11 protein-coding genes are annotated in these 15258 nt (G+C 62.6%); 6 read left to right on the top strand and 5 right to left on the bottom strand.

The window, feature by feature from the left end:
* Positions 1-3: 3 nt before the first annotated feature.
* Positions 4-843, bottom strand: a complete 840-nt coding sequence (locus tag HK107_RS08505; RefSeq protein WP_173198517.1) for a ComF family protein — start codon at positions 841-843, stop codon at positions 4-6.
* Between HK107_RS08505 and HK107_RS08500 the strand changes: the two genes are divergently transcribed.
* Complete coding sequence (locus HK107_RS08500; RefSeq protein WP_173198515.1) at positions 835-1701, top strand: class I SAM-dependent methyltransferase; 867 nt, start codon at positions 835-837, stop codon at positions 1699-1701. The genes HK107_RS08505 and HK107_RS08500 overlap by 9 nt on opposite strands.
* 145 nt (positions 1702-1846) lie before the next feature.
* On the opposite strand, the gene HK107_RS08495 is transcribed toward HK107_RS08500, so the two are convergent.
* Both HK107_RS08495 and HK107_RS08490 read right to left on the bottom strand, forming a co-directional pair.
* Positions 1847-2230, bottom strand: coding sequence for a (deoxy)nucleoside triphosphate pyrophosphohydrolase (locus tag HK107_RS08495; protein WP_332871528.1), 384 nt, complete (start codon positions 2228-2230; stop codon positions 1847-1849).
* 10 nt (positions 2231-2240) lie between these two features.
* Positions 2241-3251, bottom strand: coding sequence for a peptidylprolyl isomerase (locus HK107_RS08490; protein ID WP_173198513.1), 1011 nt, complete (start codon positions 3249-3251; stop codon positions 2241-2243).
* Between the two features lie 234 nt (positions 3252-3485).
* On the opposite strand from HK107_RS08490, the gene secA reads away from it, so the two are divergent.
* From secA to rnd, 5 genes are read left to right on the top strand one after another with little or no spacing between them, the layout of a single operon-like run.
* On the top strand, positions 3486-6437 hold the full coding sequence (gene secA, locus HK107_RS08485) for a preprotein translocase subunit SecA (RefSeq protein WP_456299596.1): 2952 nt from the start codon (positions 3486-3488) through the stop codon (positions 6435-6437).
* Positions 6438-6460: 23 nt separating this feature from the next.
* The gene (locus HK107_RS08480; protein WP_173198509.1) at positions 6461-8284 is read left to right on the top strand and encodes a DUF885 domain-containing protein; all 1824 of its coding nucleotides are present in this window, start codon (positions 6461-6463) and stop codon (positions 8282-8284) included.
* Positions 8285-8296: 12 nt separating this feature from the next.
* A complete protein-coding gene (tyrS, locus tag HK107_RS08475; RefSeq protein WP_173198506.1) occupies positions 8297-9568 on the top strand; it encodes a tyrosine--tRNA ligase in 1272 nt (423 codons plus the stop codon).
* On the top strand, positions 9565-10443 hold the full coding sequence (locus HK107_RS08470; protein ID WP_173198504.1) for a 50S ribosomal protein L11 methyltransferase: 879 nt from the start codon (positions 9565-9567) through the stop codon (positions 10441-10443). The genes tyrS and HK107_RS08470 overlap by 4 nt, the downstream gene beginning before the upstream one ends.
* The gene (gene rnd, locus HK107_RS08465; RefSeq protein WP_173198502.1) at positions 10440-11594 is read left to right on the top strand and encodes a ribonuclease D; all 1155 of its coding nucleotides are present in this window, start codon (positions 10440-10442) and stop codon (positions 11592-11594) included. Before HK107_RS08470 ends, rnd begins: the two co-directional genes overlap by 4 nt.
* Here the strand turns inward: rnd and HK107_RS08460 are convergent.
* Positions 11566-13074 (bottom strand): Ppx/GppA phosphatase family protein, encoded by a 1509-nt coding sequence (locus HK107_RS08460; RefSeq protein WP_173198500.1) that lies wholly within the window; start codon positions 13072-13074, stop codon positions 11566-11568. The two genes, rnd and HK107_RS08460, sit on opposite strands and share 29 nt — an antisense overlap.
* Positions 13074-15245 carry an RNA degradosome polyphosphate kinase gene (locus HK107_RS08455; protein WP_332871527.1) on the bottom strand — a complete coding sequence of 724 codons (2172 nt, stop codon included), beginning with the start codon at positions 15243-15245 and terminating at the stop codon, positions 13074-13076. Before HK107_RS08455 ends, HK107_RS08460 begins: the two co-directional genes overlap by 1 nt.
* Between the last annotated feature and the right edge of the window lie 13 nt (positions 15246-15258).

Genomic DNA, 15258 nt, shown 5'->3' with positions numbered 1-15258 from the left:
CTCCTAGATCTCGGGCAGCTCCACTTGAGCGTCTTTGCTATCCGGGAAAACCCTCGCAACGGTTACAGCCATCACAGATCGCGCACCATTGCGCCTCAGCGCGCGGGCGCAGCCGACAAGGGTCGCTCCCGAGGTGAGAACATCGTCGACGATGACGATGTTCCGGCCCTTCGCTCTATCGCTCGCCTCGAAAGCGCCGGTCAGGTTGCGGAAGCGGGCGTCGAAGCCGAGGCCCTTCTGCTGCGGCGTCGCCTTTCGCCGGAAGAGGAATTCGGCCTCGACCAGGTGGCCTGAGCGTTTGCCGAGCGCCCGTGCGAGGACCAGCGCCTGGTTATAGCGGCGCTGCCGCAGCCTTTGCGGGTGCAGGGGAACGGGGACGAGGATGGCGTCTTTCGGTGGATCGAGCTCTGTCACCGCCTGCCTCAGGAGTGCAGCGAGCGGGGCCGCAACGTCGTGCCGGTCGGCATATTTGAGCTCAAGGATCAGCTTCGCGACGGCCTCGCCATAGACCACGCCGCTCCTGAGCCGGTCGAGCCGCCCCTTACCGCAAAGGTTCCGGGGATAGCGGTCGGGCGCCGCGCAGGGCCCGCAAAGGGGGCCATCGCGCTCCGCCGGGACAGGACCGCCGCAGAGGGTGCACCCTCTGTCTGAGCTATGCTCCAGCTTGGCCCAGCCCTCAGCAGAAAACTCACCTGCGTCGGCCAAGGGTTCGCCGGTCAGGGGGCACGACGCGGGGAAGAGAAGCGCTTCACTCAGTCGCTTAGAGCGGCCAAGGGCTTGGCGCAGGCTCAATCTCTGCCAAATGGCGGAGAGCCCCAGAGGAACAGCGCCCCGATGGTCCATCAAAAGCCGCCCTCAGTCTTCGCGCCCCACGTGAGGAAGCTGCGCCTAACCCGTGCGGCACGCAACTTTTCTGAGCATGACTTCCTCCACCGCCGCGTGGCCGAGGATGCTCTCGACCGTCTGGAGACGGTGCAGAAGCGGTTCGAAAATGCGCTGTTCTACGGTCCGGCGGCACCGCTTCTGGCAGAGCTGCTGACCGATGCAGCCGACGTTGGGAAGGTGACGATCGCTGGCGAGAGCGGCGCCTTCCTCAACGCACGCGGGGCAGCTGATCCCATCGAGGCGAGCGCGACAGCCTTGCCCTTTGAGGACGACAGCTTCGACCTCGTGGTCTCGCTGATGAGCCTCCACGCTGAGGATGATCTCCCCGGCGCGCTCATGGAGGCGCGGCGGGTGCTAGAGCCCGACGGCCTCTTCATCGGCAGCTTCCCGGCGGAGCAGACGCTGATGGGCCTGAGGCAAGCCCTGCGAAACGCCGAGGCTGCGCTGACCGGAGGGGTCGCGCCCCGCGTTGCGCCTTTCGTGCAGATCAAGGACGCAGGAGCCCTCCTCCAACGCGCAGGATTCGCCCTCCCAGTGGTCGACGTGCAGCCGGTGAAGGTCCGGTATCGCCAGCCACTGACGCTGCTCAAGGATCTTCGTGGCATGGGGGAGACGCTGGCGCTGAAGAAGCCGGGGCCGCCATTGAGGCGGGATGTGCTGGCAACGGCCATGGCGGAGCTGGAAGGTCAGGAAACACTCTTCGAGTTCGGCGTGCTCACAGGATGGACGCCCCATCCGAGCCAGCCCAAGCCTCTGAAGCCAGGAAGTGCGAAGGCATCGCTCGCCGATGCGGTGCAACGGATGCAGGATGAGTGATTTCACCTCTCCCTCGGGGAGAGGTCGAAGGCTTCCTGCGGAAGGCTTCGGGTGAGGGAATTCGAGGCGGAACGTAGCCTGCCCTCACCCGAAATCTGCAGATTTCGACCTCTCCCGGAGGGAGAGGTAGAGGCCGCGCCGACTGCTAGCTCAGCAAGTCGCGGACAGCAGCGGCCAACGGTATGTCAGCGGGGACGAGGTCGGCGCTCAAGAGATCCCCCGGCGCGGTCCAAGCAAGCCCCTGCCCTTCGAGCGGGGCTGGGATGCCCTTGTACTTCCTGCACACGAAGAGAAGCAGCAGCAGGTCATCGACCGCATTGAACGCCAGCGGCGCCAGACAGCTCGTCTGCGTGTCGATCCCCAGCTCCTCTCGGAGTTCGCGGATCAGAGCCTCGGCAGGGTCTTCGCCCTCCTCGACCTTGCCGCCGGGGAATTCCCAGAGGCCCTGATGGGCCTTGCCGGGAGGTCGTTGTGTCAGGAGGACCTGGCCTGCGCGGTCAATGAGCGCGCAGGCGGAGACGACCAGCACGCCTCGCTGTTCAGTTCTTGATGCGGGCAGCGGCGATCATGCCAGCCGGGAAGTCCGGCGCAGCTTCGATGATCGCTTCGGCGGACCGCACCTGAGTCGGAAACTCGTCGCGGGACTTGTCCATCGCAGCGGCAATGGCTTCCTCGCGGAGAGCCTTGGCAATCGCCTCACGGCGCTCCGAAAGCGGAGCCAGACGCAGGGTGCGGCGGCTTTCGAGTTTCACGAGGGTCCAGCCTTCTTCGGTCTGAACCGGCTCGGTCACGCCGCCGATCGGCAGGGTCGCGAGGGCTTCGGTCAGCTCAGGACCAAGCTCAGCGATCTGACGCTCTTCCATGGCGCCGCCATTCTCGCCGGTCTGGCGGTGCAGCGACTTCTGCTTGGCGAGGGTTGCGAAGTTGGCGCGCGGCAAACGGGCAGCGAGGGCTTTCGCCTCGTCTTCCGTTTCCACGACGATCTTGGAAAGGCGCATCAGGCTGTCGCGCTCGAGCGTGGCTTTCTCAGCCTCGTAGCGAGCGACGATCTTGTCTTCCGACGCAGCATCGCGGGCAATGGTGTCGAGGAACGCCTCAGCGAGGATCTGGCGCTCAGCCAGCGCAACGGCAGCGCGGATCTCGAGGGCATCAGCGATACCTGCATCGCGCGCCATCTGTGCCAGAGCGAGATGGTCCACAGCATCCTCAACGGTGCCGGTGGCGATCAGTTTCGGGACATCCGCGGCGGTCTCGGCATCAACGCCGGTGTACATGGCGTGGGCCATGGCATCCGAAACGCGGAGCACATCGTCACCCACACGGGCCACGACGGGATCGACTTCTTCATAGTTGGCGTAGAGCGACAGCGGGCGCTCCACGACACCGAAACGGATAGCTTCCGCAGCGGCTGCACTCACCAGAACCCCGCAGAAAATGGCCCGCAGAGCCGTGCGCGCATCGAAATCACGCAGGAACGATCCCATCACCTTCGCCTGGAAACCCAGCGAAGAAGGCGCCCCCACGCCCGCTTTAGAGGAAAGTTGCGTCATATTTGTCTCCGTCCCCCTGGTCGTCCCCGTTAACTGGTCATTAAGGGTTGAGAACGCCAGTGACGAATTCTCCAGTGCGAGACAAGTGCCAACTGTCCAGACACCTCTCCATTTGACAGCGGCGGCGGGACCTACCTATCTGCGAAAGCCCCCAGCAGCCGCCGGGCGCGGACCCTTGTTCGTGCGCCCAGCACGCCGGTGGCGGGCAACGTGAAAAGTTCGAAAAGGCTTGGAATAATGGCAAAAAAATCGCTCGCGCAGCGCATCTTCGGCTCCGCCAACGACAGGCGTCTGAAGCCGATGATGAAGCGCGCGAAAAAGATCGGCGGTCTCGAAGAGGAGATGCAGGCCCTCTCGGACGAGGCAATTATCGCCAAGACTGAGGAGTTCAAGCAACGCTTTAAGGACGGCGAGACCCTCGACCAGCTCCTCGATGAAGCGTTCGCCCTGGTCCGTGAGGCCGCCCAGCGCGCCCTCGGCCTTCGCCCCTATGACGTGCAGCTCGTCGGCGGCATGGTCCTCAATGGCGGCAACATCTCCGAGATGAAGACCGGTGAGGGCAAGACGCTTGTCGCCACCCTGCCCGCCTACCTCAACGCGTTGACCGGCGAAGGCGTCCACGTCGTCACCGTCAACGACTACCTCGCCAAGCGTGACGCGGAATGGATGGGCAAGGTCTTCGCCCAGCTTGGCATGACCACCGGCGTCATCGCCAACGAGCTCGACGACAACCAGCGCCGTGAGGCCTACGCCTGCGATATCACCTACGCGACGAACAACGAGCTCGGCTTCGATTATCTGCGCGATAACATGAAGCAGACGAAGGAAGAGATGGTCCAACGCGGCCACGCCTACGCCATCGTCGACGAAGTGGACTCGATCCTGATCGACGAAGCACGGACGCCGCTGATCATCAGTGGACCGACGGACGACAAGTCCGAGCTCTACATCGCGGTCGACAAGCTGATCCCTCAGCTCGAGGAAGAAGACTACGAGATCGACGAGAAGAAGCGCACGATCATCCTCACCGAGGAAGGCAATGAGCGGATGGAAGACCTCCTCCGCGAGGCCGACCTTCTGCAGGGCGAAGCGCTATACGAGGCCGAGAACGTCTCGGTCGTCCACCACGTCCAGAATGCTCTGCGTGCGCACAAGATGTTCACGCGAGACAAGGACTACATCGTCAAGGACGGCAAGGTCGTCATCATCGACGAGTTCACCGGCCGCATGATGGATGGCCGTCGCTGGTCCGATGGCCTGCACCAGGCTGTCGAGGCCAAGGAAGGCGTCGATATCAAACCTGAAAACGTGACGATGGCCTCGATCACGTTCCAGAACTATTTCCGTCTGTACAAGAAGCTTTCCGGCATGACCGGTACAGCGATCACGGAGGAAGGCGAGTTTCAGGACATCTACAAGCTCGATGTCTACGAAATCCCGACCAATCGCCCCATCGCCCGCGAAGACTTCGACGACGAGCTCTACATGTCGGCAGCGGAGAAGTACCGCGCCATCGCCAAGGAGATCGCGCGCTGCCACCTCAAGGGACAGCCGGTGCTCGTCGGCACGGTTTCGATCGAGAAGTCCGAGTACCTCTCGCAACTGCTTTCCGACAAGAAGTTCTGGAAAGACGTCGCCGCCGATCTCCGTCAGCAGGCTGATAACCTGAAGGACAAGGAAGTCGAAGCGAAGGAAGAGCTGGTCAAGCTGGCAGGCGAAGTCGAGGCCATGGCACGCCGGCCGATCCCTGTCCCGCACAGCGTTCTCAACGCCCGCTTCCACGAACAGGAAGCCGAGATCGTCGCGAAGGCAGGCGAGCCCGGCGCCGTGACCATCGCCACCAACATGGCTGGTCGGGGTACGGACATTCAGCTCGGTGGCTCGGTCGACATGGAGATCGTCCAGCACCTCACCGACGAGGACGACGCAGAAACCATCGCCCGCAAGCGTGCCGAAATCGAGGCGAAGATCGCTGATCAGAAACAGAAGGCTCTTGAAGCAGGCGGCCTCTACGTTCTGGCTACGGAGCGTCACGAAAGCCGCCGGATCGACAACCAGCTGCGCGGCCGCTCAGGCCGTCAGGGCGACCCGGGGACGACCAAGTTCTACCTCTCCCTCGAAGACGATCTGATGCGCATTTTCGGCTCCGGTATGGAGAAGATGCTGAAGCGCTTCGGAATCAAGCCTGACGAATCGATCGAGCACCCCTGGTTCACCAAGGCTGTCGAGAACGCCCAGAAGAAGATCGAGCAGCGCAACTTCGACATCCGTAAGAACGTCCTCAAATATGACGACGTGATGAACGACCAGCGCAAGGCGATCTTCGAGCAGCGTATCGAGTTCATGGATACGGACGATGTCGCTGACATTGTCGCGGACATGCGCGAGACGATCATTGACGACATCGTCCGCACCTTCATCCCCGAGCGTTCGTATGCAGAGCAATGGGACACGGACGGCCTGCGCGAGGACCTGATCGAGGTGCTCGGCCTCGACCTGCCGGTTCAGGACTGGGCCGCCGAAGAAGGCGTTGCCGACGATGAGATCGCTGAGCGCGTGCGCGAAGCTGCCGAGAAAAAATGGGCAGAGAAGACGGCTGAATTCGGTGAGGAAAACGCTCGCCGGGTCGAGAAGGCCATTCTCCTCCAGACCATCGACAAGAACTGGCGCGAGCACCTGCAGCAGCTTGACCAGCTCCGCTCAATCGTCGGCCTGCGCGGCGTCGGCCAGCGTGACCCGCTGAACGAGTTCAAGACCGAGGCCTTCGCGCTCTTCCAGTTCCTGCTCGACGGCCTGCGCCGCGACGTGACGCGCAGCCTCTTCCACGTGCAGATCCGTCAGCCGGAGGCCCCGCAGCTCGATGTCGAAGAAGCCAAGCGCCTCATCGCGGAGCTCCAGCAGAAAGGCGCGCTCGACCCGTCGAAGCTCCGTGAGGAGCATATCGACGCGACGACCGGCATCAATGACGCTGGCCACGGCAATCCTGAAGCTCCCCGCCGCGGCTACGGCCAGGCGGTCGGCGCTTCATCGATCCGTGCCCAGAGGATGAGCCAGGAAGTGCGGCAGGACGACCCCTCCACGTGGGGCCGGGTCAGCCGCAATGCGCCCTGCCCATGCGGCTCGGGCAAGAAGTTCAAGCACTGCCACGGCCGCCCGGAAATGCAGACCGGTCAGGCTGCGGAGTAAACGGCTCTTCTATGGGACAGGGTATGCGACGCTCCACCTCTCTCGCCGCGCTCTGCGCTCTCCTCGCCGCCTGCGGACAGGGGAGCGTCCCTGCCCCCGAAACAACCGAGCTACCGCCGCCTCCGCCTGAGTTCTCGGCGGAGATGGCGGCTGCAGACGCCCGGCTGGTGGAGATGCTGGACGCCTTCTGGGAAGCCCGCGTTGCGCTGGACCCGGAGTATCAGACGCGCCTCGGCCGCAAGACCAACTACGACCAGTGGACCCCGCGCACGCCTGAGGCTGACGAGCTGGAAGCGGAGCTCATGCGCCGTCAGATCGCCGTTCTCCGCGAAGATATCAACCGCGATGCTCTGAGCACGGAAGGTCAGCTCAACTACGACCTGTTCATCGCGCAGTCCGAGAACAGCCTCGCCCTCGATGCCTTCCGCCTGAAGCGCTATCCGCTCAGCCAGTTCAGCGGCATTCACAGCTCGATCCCGGTGTTCCTGTCGAACTACCACGTGATCGACAACGAGGCCGACGCGAAGGCGTACATCGCCCGGGTCAGCAAGGTGGACGAGGTGCTGGACCAGGCCGCCTCGCAGCTAGAAGCCGGAGCGGAAGCTGGCGCGACGCTTCCGTCCTTCTCCTATCCCCTGATCGCTGAGGCCGCGCGGAACGCTCGCTCGGGCGACGCCGTTCGCGACGACTTTGCGGAGAAGGTCGGTGAAGCCGGGCTCGAGAATGCTGACGCACTGAAGGCCGAGCTCGAACAGGCGCTCTTCGGTCCCTACACAGAGGGCTATGAACGCTTCGCAGCCCGCGTCGATGCGCTGGCCGAGCTTACGGCGGACGAGGAAAACCTCGGCGTCACCCGCTTTGACGAAGACGGTGCGCTCTACGCCGCTCTGCTCGCCAACTACACCACGACCGATCTGACAGCTGACGAGATCCATGAGACGGGCCTCGCCGAGGTCGCACGTATCCATGAAGAGATGCGCGGCATCATGGCGACCGTCGGGTTCGAAGGTACGCTCGAAGAGTTCTTCGACGCGATGCGCACGGACGAACGCTTCTACCTGCCGAACACCGCTGAAGGTCGAGAGGCCTATCTGCAGCTGGCTCGCGACTATATCGAAGGCTTCCGGCCGAAGATCGACGAGCTCTTCACGATCCAGCCTGAAGCCTCCGTCGAAGTCCGCCGCGTCGAGCCCTTCCGTGAGCGGAGCGCTGGCAAGGCCTTCTACTCTCAGCCGGATGAAGAGGGCACGCGTCCCGGCTACTTCTATGCGAACCTGATGCGCATGGAGGATATGCCGACCTACCAGCTCGAGGCGCTCGTCTATCACGAGGCGATCCCGGGCCACCATATGCAGCGTGCGCTACAGATCGAGCAGACGGGCCTGCCCATGTTCCGCCGCTTCGGCAGCGCAACAGCGTATACGGAAGGCTGGGGCCTCTATTCAGAGCTTCTGCCCAAGGAAATCGGCTTCTACGAAGATCCCTATTCGGACTTCGGCCGCCTCGCGATGGAGCTTTGGCGCGCGGCGCGCCTCGTGGTCGACACGGGCCTTCACGCCAAAGGCTGGACGATGGACGAGGCCATCGCCTACCTCCAGGAGAACACGCCAAACCCGGACGGCGACTCGGTGAAGGCCATCGAGCGCTACATCGTCCTTCCCGGCCAGGCCACCGCTTACAAGATCGGTATGCTGCGCATCATCGAACTCCGCGAGAAGGCCAAGGCCGAACTCGGTGAGAATTTCGATGTCCGCGGCTTCCACGACACCATTCTGCGCACGGGGCCCCTCCCCCTCGACCTCCTCGAAAAGGAGATCGACCGGTGGATCGAGAGCGAGCGTAGCTAGAAGGATAGACCTATGACCACGTCCGGTTTTCGTTCGGACTTCCTGCGCACCCTTGAGGAGCGCGGCTTCATTCATCAGACCACGGACCCTGGCGCGCTCGACGAAGCGTTGCTGAAGGGACCTGTGTCGGCCTATATCGGTTTCGATGCGACGGCGGACAGCCTTCATGTGGGTTCGCTGGTCCAGATTATGATGCTCCACCACCTGCAGGCGGCAGGGCACAAGCCTATCGTCCTGATGGGCGGCGGCACGACCAAGGTCGGTGACCCGACGGGCAAGGACGAACAGCGTAAGCTTCTCTCAGATGCGGACATTCAAGCGAACATCGCAGGCATCAAGAAAGCCTTCGACCCGTTCCTGACCTTTGGCGACGGACCATCCGATGCGATGATGGTCAACAATGACGAGTGGCTGTCTGAGCTAGGCTACGTCCAGTTCCTGCGCGACTACGGCGTGCACTTCACGATCAACCGCATGCTGACCTTCGACTCGGTCAAGCTGCGCCTTGATCGCGAGCAACCGATGACGTTCCTTGAATTCAACTACATGCTCATGCAGGCCTACGACTTCCTCGAGCTGCAGCGCCGTTACGGCTGCGTCCTGCAGATGGGCGGTAGTGATCAGTGGGGGAACATTGTCAATGGCGTAGAACTTATCCGCCGCGTCGGCGCGACCGACGACCAGCAGCTCCACGCCTTTGGCCTGACCACGCCGCTCCTGACCACCGCCAGCGGCAAGAAAATGGGCAAGACGGAGAAAGGCGCCGTCTGGCTGAACGCAGAGCGTTTCAGTCCCTACGACTACTGGCAGTTCTGGCGGAACACGGACGATGCCGATGTCGGCACGATGCTGCGCCGCTTCACGCTCCTCCCGATCGATGAGGTCCAGCGCCTCGAAACCCTCGAAGGCGGCGAGATCAACGAGGCGAAGAAGATCCTTGCGACCGAAGCCACAGCCCTCCTCCACGGACGTCAGGCTGCGGAAGAGGCCGCCGAAACCGCGCGCCAGACCTTCGAGCAAGGCGCAGCATCCGCTGACTTGCCCTCTGTGACCGCCTCCGAGGCGGAGCTTTCCGCGGGCCTGCCCCTCTTCGGCCCCTTCAGCGAGCTCGGCCTGATCAAGAGCAACGGCGAAGGCCGTCGTCACATTAAGGCTGGCGCCCTCAAGGTGAACGACGAAGCTCTGAAGGAAGAACGCCCTCTGTCCACGGACGACCTCCGTGATGGCGCGATCAAACTCTCCATCGGCAAGAAGAAGCACGGCCTCGTCAAGGTGGCCTCATGATCTGGAAGACGACATGGAGCGGCGACCGCGCCCTCCTCGAACAGATTGAAACGATCCTCACCGAGGTCGCCATGCCCTCCGTGGACGCCGTATCCCTCGTGCGGGACGATGATGCGAGCGCGGAGCCCGAAGACGCCCCGTGGCTGCTTCACGTCTACACGGAGGACAAGATCTCCCGCGATATCCTCGCCATCCTTCCCGAAGGCACGCCGAAGCCTGAGGAAGAAGAGCTGGAAGACCGCGACTGGGTCGCCCATTCGCTCGAGGGGCTCGGCATCGTCGAAGCAGGCCCCTTCCTCCTCTATGGCAGTCACGACGCGGACAAAATCGAGGGCCGCGACGGGATTCCCCTTCAGATCGAAGCGAACCAGGCCTTCGGTACCGGGCATCATCCGACCACGGCAGGTTGCCTCGAAGCCTTCGACCATCTCCTCACCGCGCCGACGAAAGTCCTCGACATCGGCACAGGCTCAGGCGTCCTCGCCATCGCTGCGCGCCGCCTTTACGAAGAAGCGCTGATTGTCGCGACCGACATCGACGAACCTTCGGTGGCCATCGCCGAAGTGAACGCGACCACCAACGGCACGCCCCGTGTCCGGTTCGGGATCGCAGCGGGTACGGACAGTCCTCTCATTCAGGACAACGCCCCCTACGACCTCATCTTCGCTAACATCCTCGCTGGCCCGCTGAAGGAGCTGTCGCCAGACATCGCAGCTGTCGCTGCGGACAACGCGACCGTGATCCTTGCGGGCCTTCTTGATGAGCAGATGGCTTCTGTTCAATCCGTCTACGAAGAGAACGGCTTTAAGCTCCGCGATGTCCGCGGCACTGAACGCTGGCCGGTTCTCATCCTCACCATCAGAAAGACAGCATGAAAGTCATCACCGACACGGAGGAGCTGAAAGGCTTCTGCGAGCGCGCAAAATCGTTCGACTACGTCACGGTGGACACCGAATTCCTCCGTGAAAAGACTTACTACGCCCAGCTCTGTCTCATTCAGGCGGCGACGACGAACGAAGCCGTCATCATTGACCCGCTGGCGGAAGGCATCGACCTCGCTTCCTTCTTCGAGCTGATGCAGCACGAAGCGACGGTGAAGGTCTTCCACGCCGCAAGGCAGGACCTCGAAATCTTCGTCCACCTCTCAGGGGAAATCCCCAAGCCACTCTTCGACACACAGATCGCAGCGATGGTCTTCGGCTTCGGTGACCAGGTCGGTTACGAGCCGCTCGTCCGTGATCTGACCGGCCACCAAGTCGACAAGGGCAGCCGGTTCACCGACTGGTCGCGCAGGCCGCTGTCGGACAAGCAGCTCACCTATGCCCTCGGCGATGTCACGCACCTTCGCGATGTCTACGAGGCCCTGCGCAAGCGCCTCGACGAGACCGGCCGCAGTCCGTGGGTCGAGGAGGAGCTGCAGCAGCTCTACGACATCGAGCTCTACCGCACGGAGCCCACCGAGGCATGGAAGCGTCTCAAGATGCGCAACGTGAGGCCAAAAGAACTCGGCCCCCTGATGAAGATCGCCGAGTGGCGCGAACGCGAAGCGCAGCAGCGCAACGTCCCCCGTGCACGGATCATCAAGGACGACGTCATTTTCGAAGTTGGTCGGGCCCGGCCAGGCTCGGTCAAGGAGCTAGGCGCTCTGCGTTCTGTACCCCAGGGTTTCGAGCGCTCGGCGATGGCCAAAGGGCTCCTCGAGGCTGTGGCGGAAGGCATCGCCATTCCGCACGAAGAACTACCGAAGCTTGCGACCCGCTCACGCGAGCAGGCCCCGCCGGATGTCGTCGACCTCCTCCGCGTGCTGCTGAAGCGTCAATGCGAGAAGCATGAGGTGGCGCCGAAGCTGCTTGCAAGCTCCTCTGATCTCGACGCACTCGCGCTCAGTGATCAGGCCGATATCCCCGCCCTCAAGGGCTGGCGGCACGAGGTGTTCGGCGAGATGGCGCTGCGCCTCAAGAACGGCGAACTTGCACTCAGCCTTGATGGCCGGCGCGTCAAACTCGTCGATCACCAGACTGATTGACGATCTCTCCGGGCAAGGAGAAAGCCGAGGCGAGCTTGTCGAAGTCTTTGACAGCAGTCTCGGCCACGAAGTCCGCGACGTCATCATCCACATGCAGGACGATCCGGTCATCAAGCCGCTCGATCCTGAAGCCGCTCTCCTCCTGAAAGAGCGGCATGCGGAGCGATGCAGCAAGCCGGTGAGCGAGCCCGACACGGACGGCGTAGTCCATGAGCTCATCACTGATCAGGTCGATAGGCACGACAGGGTCCGACTTCGATATCGATCCTTGGAACCGCGACTTGACCATCACGGTCAGGAGCGCCCTTTCAAGATGATCAATGCCTAGGAATGGTCCAGCCATGATCGTCGCGGCTGCATGATCTGACCGGCGGTCAGGGTGCGTCATGTTCCCCATGCGGATCATCTTGGCGCTCGCAACACGCAGCCTGCGCATGGCTTCGCTGTCTTCAAAAAGTGGATCGACGAAGCTGCAGACTGCGCTCGCTCGGGGCTTGCGCCCACCGGAAAGCCTGTCCGCCAGATCGTCTGCGAGCGCAAAAAGCGGTTCCGTAGCACGCAGTGTCCCCGGCAGCCGGTCGAACAGAAGGCCTTCACGAACGCCGCACGCACTGACGCAAACGTCCGACGCCTCTGCGTAGTTGATCAGTTCACGCAGCACGATGGCCGCCATCGGAAGGGTCGGGACGCGTTTCTTCTGCACACCGCTGATCTTGCCGAGGTCTTCAGGATCGGTCTCCTCGACGAGGCGACAAACCTCGAGCGCCTGATCCGCCGACATCGTGTAGTGGTCGAGTATCGGGACCGGGTGCTCGGCCTGATGCATCGCGACGCGAGCAATCGCCCGCCAGGATCCACCAACGACATAGAGACGTGGATCGCGAAGGCTCTTGAGCCACGGCATCTCCCCAAAATTGCGCTGCGCAAGCTTCCGCGCTGCGTCGTGATCGTCACCGAATTCCGTCAGCATACGCAGGGATCCGATGGGGAGGCTCGTTGTCTCCGTCACATCTCCCGCATCACCGCCCAGAAGGCTCATATCGAGGCTACCGCCGCCGAGGTCGCCACCGATGGCAGGACGGCCCTCCCTAAGGATTTCTGGTGCGCTACAGAGGATACCGAGGCCCGCAAGCCGCGCTTCCTCCTCACCCGGAAGAAGACGCGGCGAAAACCCGATCTTGCGGATAGCCTGGAGGAAGCCCTCCCCGTTCGGAGCATCTCGAACAGCTGCCGTCGCAAACACTTCGAGGGTCTCTGGCGCTTCCGTCTCGACCAGGACCCGGAACCGTCGGAGGATCGCCAGCGCTCGCTCCATGGCGTCGGCTCGCAAGTTGCCCGTGTCCGATTCCCTGTCGCCTAGGCCGCAAAGCGCTTTCTCGTTGGTGATGGTCACCGGTACCCTCGGAGGGCCGGAAAAGATCACGAGGCGGACCGAGTTGGATCCGATATCAACGACGGCGCGGCGCGGCCAGTGGGGCATCAGCTATCGCTCCTCACTTTCAAGGCCATAGGCGGGCGTTCCTTGAGCGCTGTGCCGCGACCTGAGAGAGACGGGTTGGTCATGAAGTGGTCTTGCGTACTGAACGGCTCACGGCCCTCTTCAGGTTGGACGCGGGTGTACTGACCATCAGATCCTAGCGTCCAGCTCTGCACATTATCCTTGAGGTTCGCGACCATGATCTGGTCGAGGATCTGGTTGTGCGTCGTTTCGTTGGTCACAGGACAGAGGACTTCAACCCGGCGGTTGAGGTTACGCGGCATCCAGTCCGCTGATGAGATAAACACCTTCGCATCATCAGACGGGAGAGGCTCTCCCGCGCCAAAACAGAAGATCCGCGAGTGCTCGAGGTAACGACCGACAATACTCTTGACCCTGATGTTCTCGGAGAGACCCGGAACGCCGGGGCGAAGGCAGCAGATACCCCTGATGATCAGATCGATCTGAACCCCGGCCTGGCTCGCTTCGTAAAGGCGATCGATCATGTCGCCATCGACCAGCGAGTTCATCTTTGCCCAGATCCCGCCGGGGCGACCGGCGCGCACATGCTCGATCTCGTCGGCAATCAGCTGCTCGAAGGTCTCGCGCAGGTTCACCGGCGCGATGGCGAAGTGCTCGAACTCCTTGGGAGCGGCGTAACCTGTGACGTAGTTGAAGACACGCGCCGTGTCCTTGGCGATACGCTCGTCGCAGGTGAAGAGCGAAATGTCCGTATACACCTTGGCCGTAAACTGGTGATAGTTGCCGGTGCCGATATGGACGTAGGAGCGGGTCTGCTCCCCCTCCCGGCGGACGACATAGCTCAGCTTGCTGTGGGTCTTGTAGTCGACGAAACCGTAGACCACGTTGACCCCGGCGCGTTCGAGCGCCCGCGCCCACTGGATGTTTGCTTCCTCGTCAAACCGGGCCTTCAGCTCGACAAGGGCGGTCACGTTCTTTCCGGACTCAGCCGCTTCGACCAGGGCACTGATGATGGGTGAGTCCTTCGACGTCCTGTAGAGTGTCTGCTTGATCGCGATGACGTTCGGGTCGGCGGCGGCCTGTTTGAGGAACTGCACGACAACATCAAAGTCTTCATACGGATGGTGGACAACAATATCCTTGGCACGGATAGCCGAGAAGCAGTCCATATTGTGCTCGCGGATCCGCTCGGGGAACCTCGCCTCGAAGGGTTCGAACAGCAGGTCCTGCCTGTCCGAAGGGATCATCTCCGAGGTTTGCGCGAGGCCCAGAAGCCCATCGACAAGCACGAAGGCGCTGCTCTCGACATCGAGCTTCGAGCCGACGAGCTCGCGCAGCTCTTCGGGCATCTCCTTGTCCATGGTCAGGCGAATGACGTCGCCCCTGCGCCGGCGGCGCAGCATGGTTTCGAACTGCTGGACGAGATCTTCGGCCTCATCCTCGATCTCGACATCGCTGTCCCGGATCACGCGGAATGCACCAGAGGCGGCGATGGAGCGCTCGGGGAAGACGTGGTGGAGGAAGTGCGAGATGGTCTTTTCAAGGGTGATGAACCGCACCCGCGGCTTGCCGTCCGTCCGTTCGGAGACGTTCGGCAGGCGGACGAAACGCTTGACTTTGCTCGGTACAGGGATGAGCGCCGTCAGATCGCCCATCTGACCCTTGAGCTCATAGCAGAGCACGAAGCCAAGGTTCGGGATGAACGGAAACGGATGCGCTGGGTCGAGGGCCAGTGGCGTTAGCACAGGGAAGATGTTCCCGAGGAACTCCTCTTCCAGCCACGCCGCTTCCTCTACCGTTAGACCTTCGGGCCCAACAAGCTCCACGCCCTCCGCGGCGAGCTGCCCGCGCAGGTCGCGCCAGGTGTCTTGCTGGCGTCCCATCAGCTGGCCGGCCCGCTCGTTGATCAGGCGCAGTTGCCGCGAGGGGCTGTAGCCTTCCTTGCTGCGGCTCGTGACCCCGCTCGAGACCTGTCCCGCGAGGCCTGCAACGCGCACCATGAAGAACTCATCGAGGTTGCTGGCCGAGATCGAAAGGAACCGCAGGCGCTCCAGAAGAGGCTGGTTCTCATTGTTCGCTTCGTCGAGCACCCGATCGTTGAAATCGAGCCAGCTCAGCTCCCGGTTGATGAAGCGCTCAGGGCTTTCCATCGTGATGGCGGCTGGTTGCTGGTCATTCGGCGTGGCGCTCACGTCAATCCTCGTT

Source organism: Parvularcula mediterranea, assembly GCF_013085255.1.
In the GTDB taxonomy this organism is placed as follows: domain Bacteria; phylum Pseudomonadota; class Alphaproteobacteria; order Caulobacterales; family Parvularculaceae; genus Parvularcula; species Parvularcula mediterranea.
Note: the sequence above shows the minus strand (reverse complement) of the source record. Positions and strands in the feature narration are given on the sequence as shown.

Bases quoted from the DNA above. Each gene is read 5' to 3' on its own strand.
- HK107_RS08480 (WP_173198509.1), top strand. From the start codon at position 6,461: ATGCGACGCTCCACCTCTCTCGCCGCGCTCTGCGCTCTCCTCGCCGCC.
- HK107_RS08490 (WP_173198513.1), bottom strand. From the start codon at position 3,251: ATGACGCAACTTTCCTCTAAAGCGGGCGTGGGGGCGCCTTCTTCGCTG.
- tyrS (WP_173198506.1), top strand. From the start codon at position 8,297: ATGACCACGTCCGGTTTTCGTTCGGACTTCCTGCGCACCCTTGAGGAG.
- rnd (WP_173198502.1), top strand. From the start codon at position 10,440: ATGAAAGTCATCACCGACACGGAGGAGCTGAAAGGCTTCTGCGAGCGC.
- HK107_RS08460 (WP_173198500.1), bottom strand. From the start codon at position 13,074: ATGCCCCACTGGCCGCGCCGCGCCGTCGTTGATATCGGATCCAACTCG.
- HK107_RS08470 (WP_173198504.1), top strand. From the start codon at position 9,565: ATGATCTGGAAGACGACATGGAGCGGCGACCGCGCCCTCCTCGAACAG.
- HK107_RS08505 (WP_173198517.1), bottom strand. From the start codon at position 843: ATGGACCATCGGGGCGCTGTTCCTCTGGGGCTCTCCGCCATTTGGCAG.
- HK107_RS08500 (WP_173198515.1), top strand. From the start codon at position 835: ATGGTCCATCAAAAGCCGCCCTCAGTCTTCGCGCCCCACGTGAGGAAG.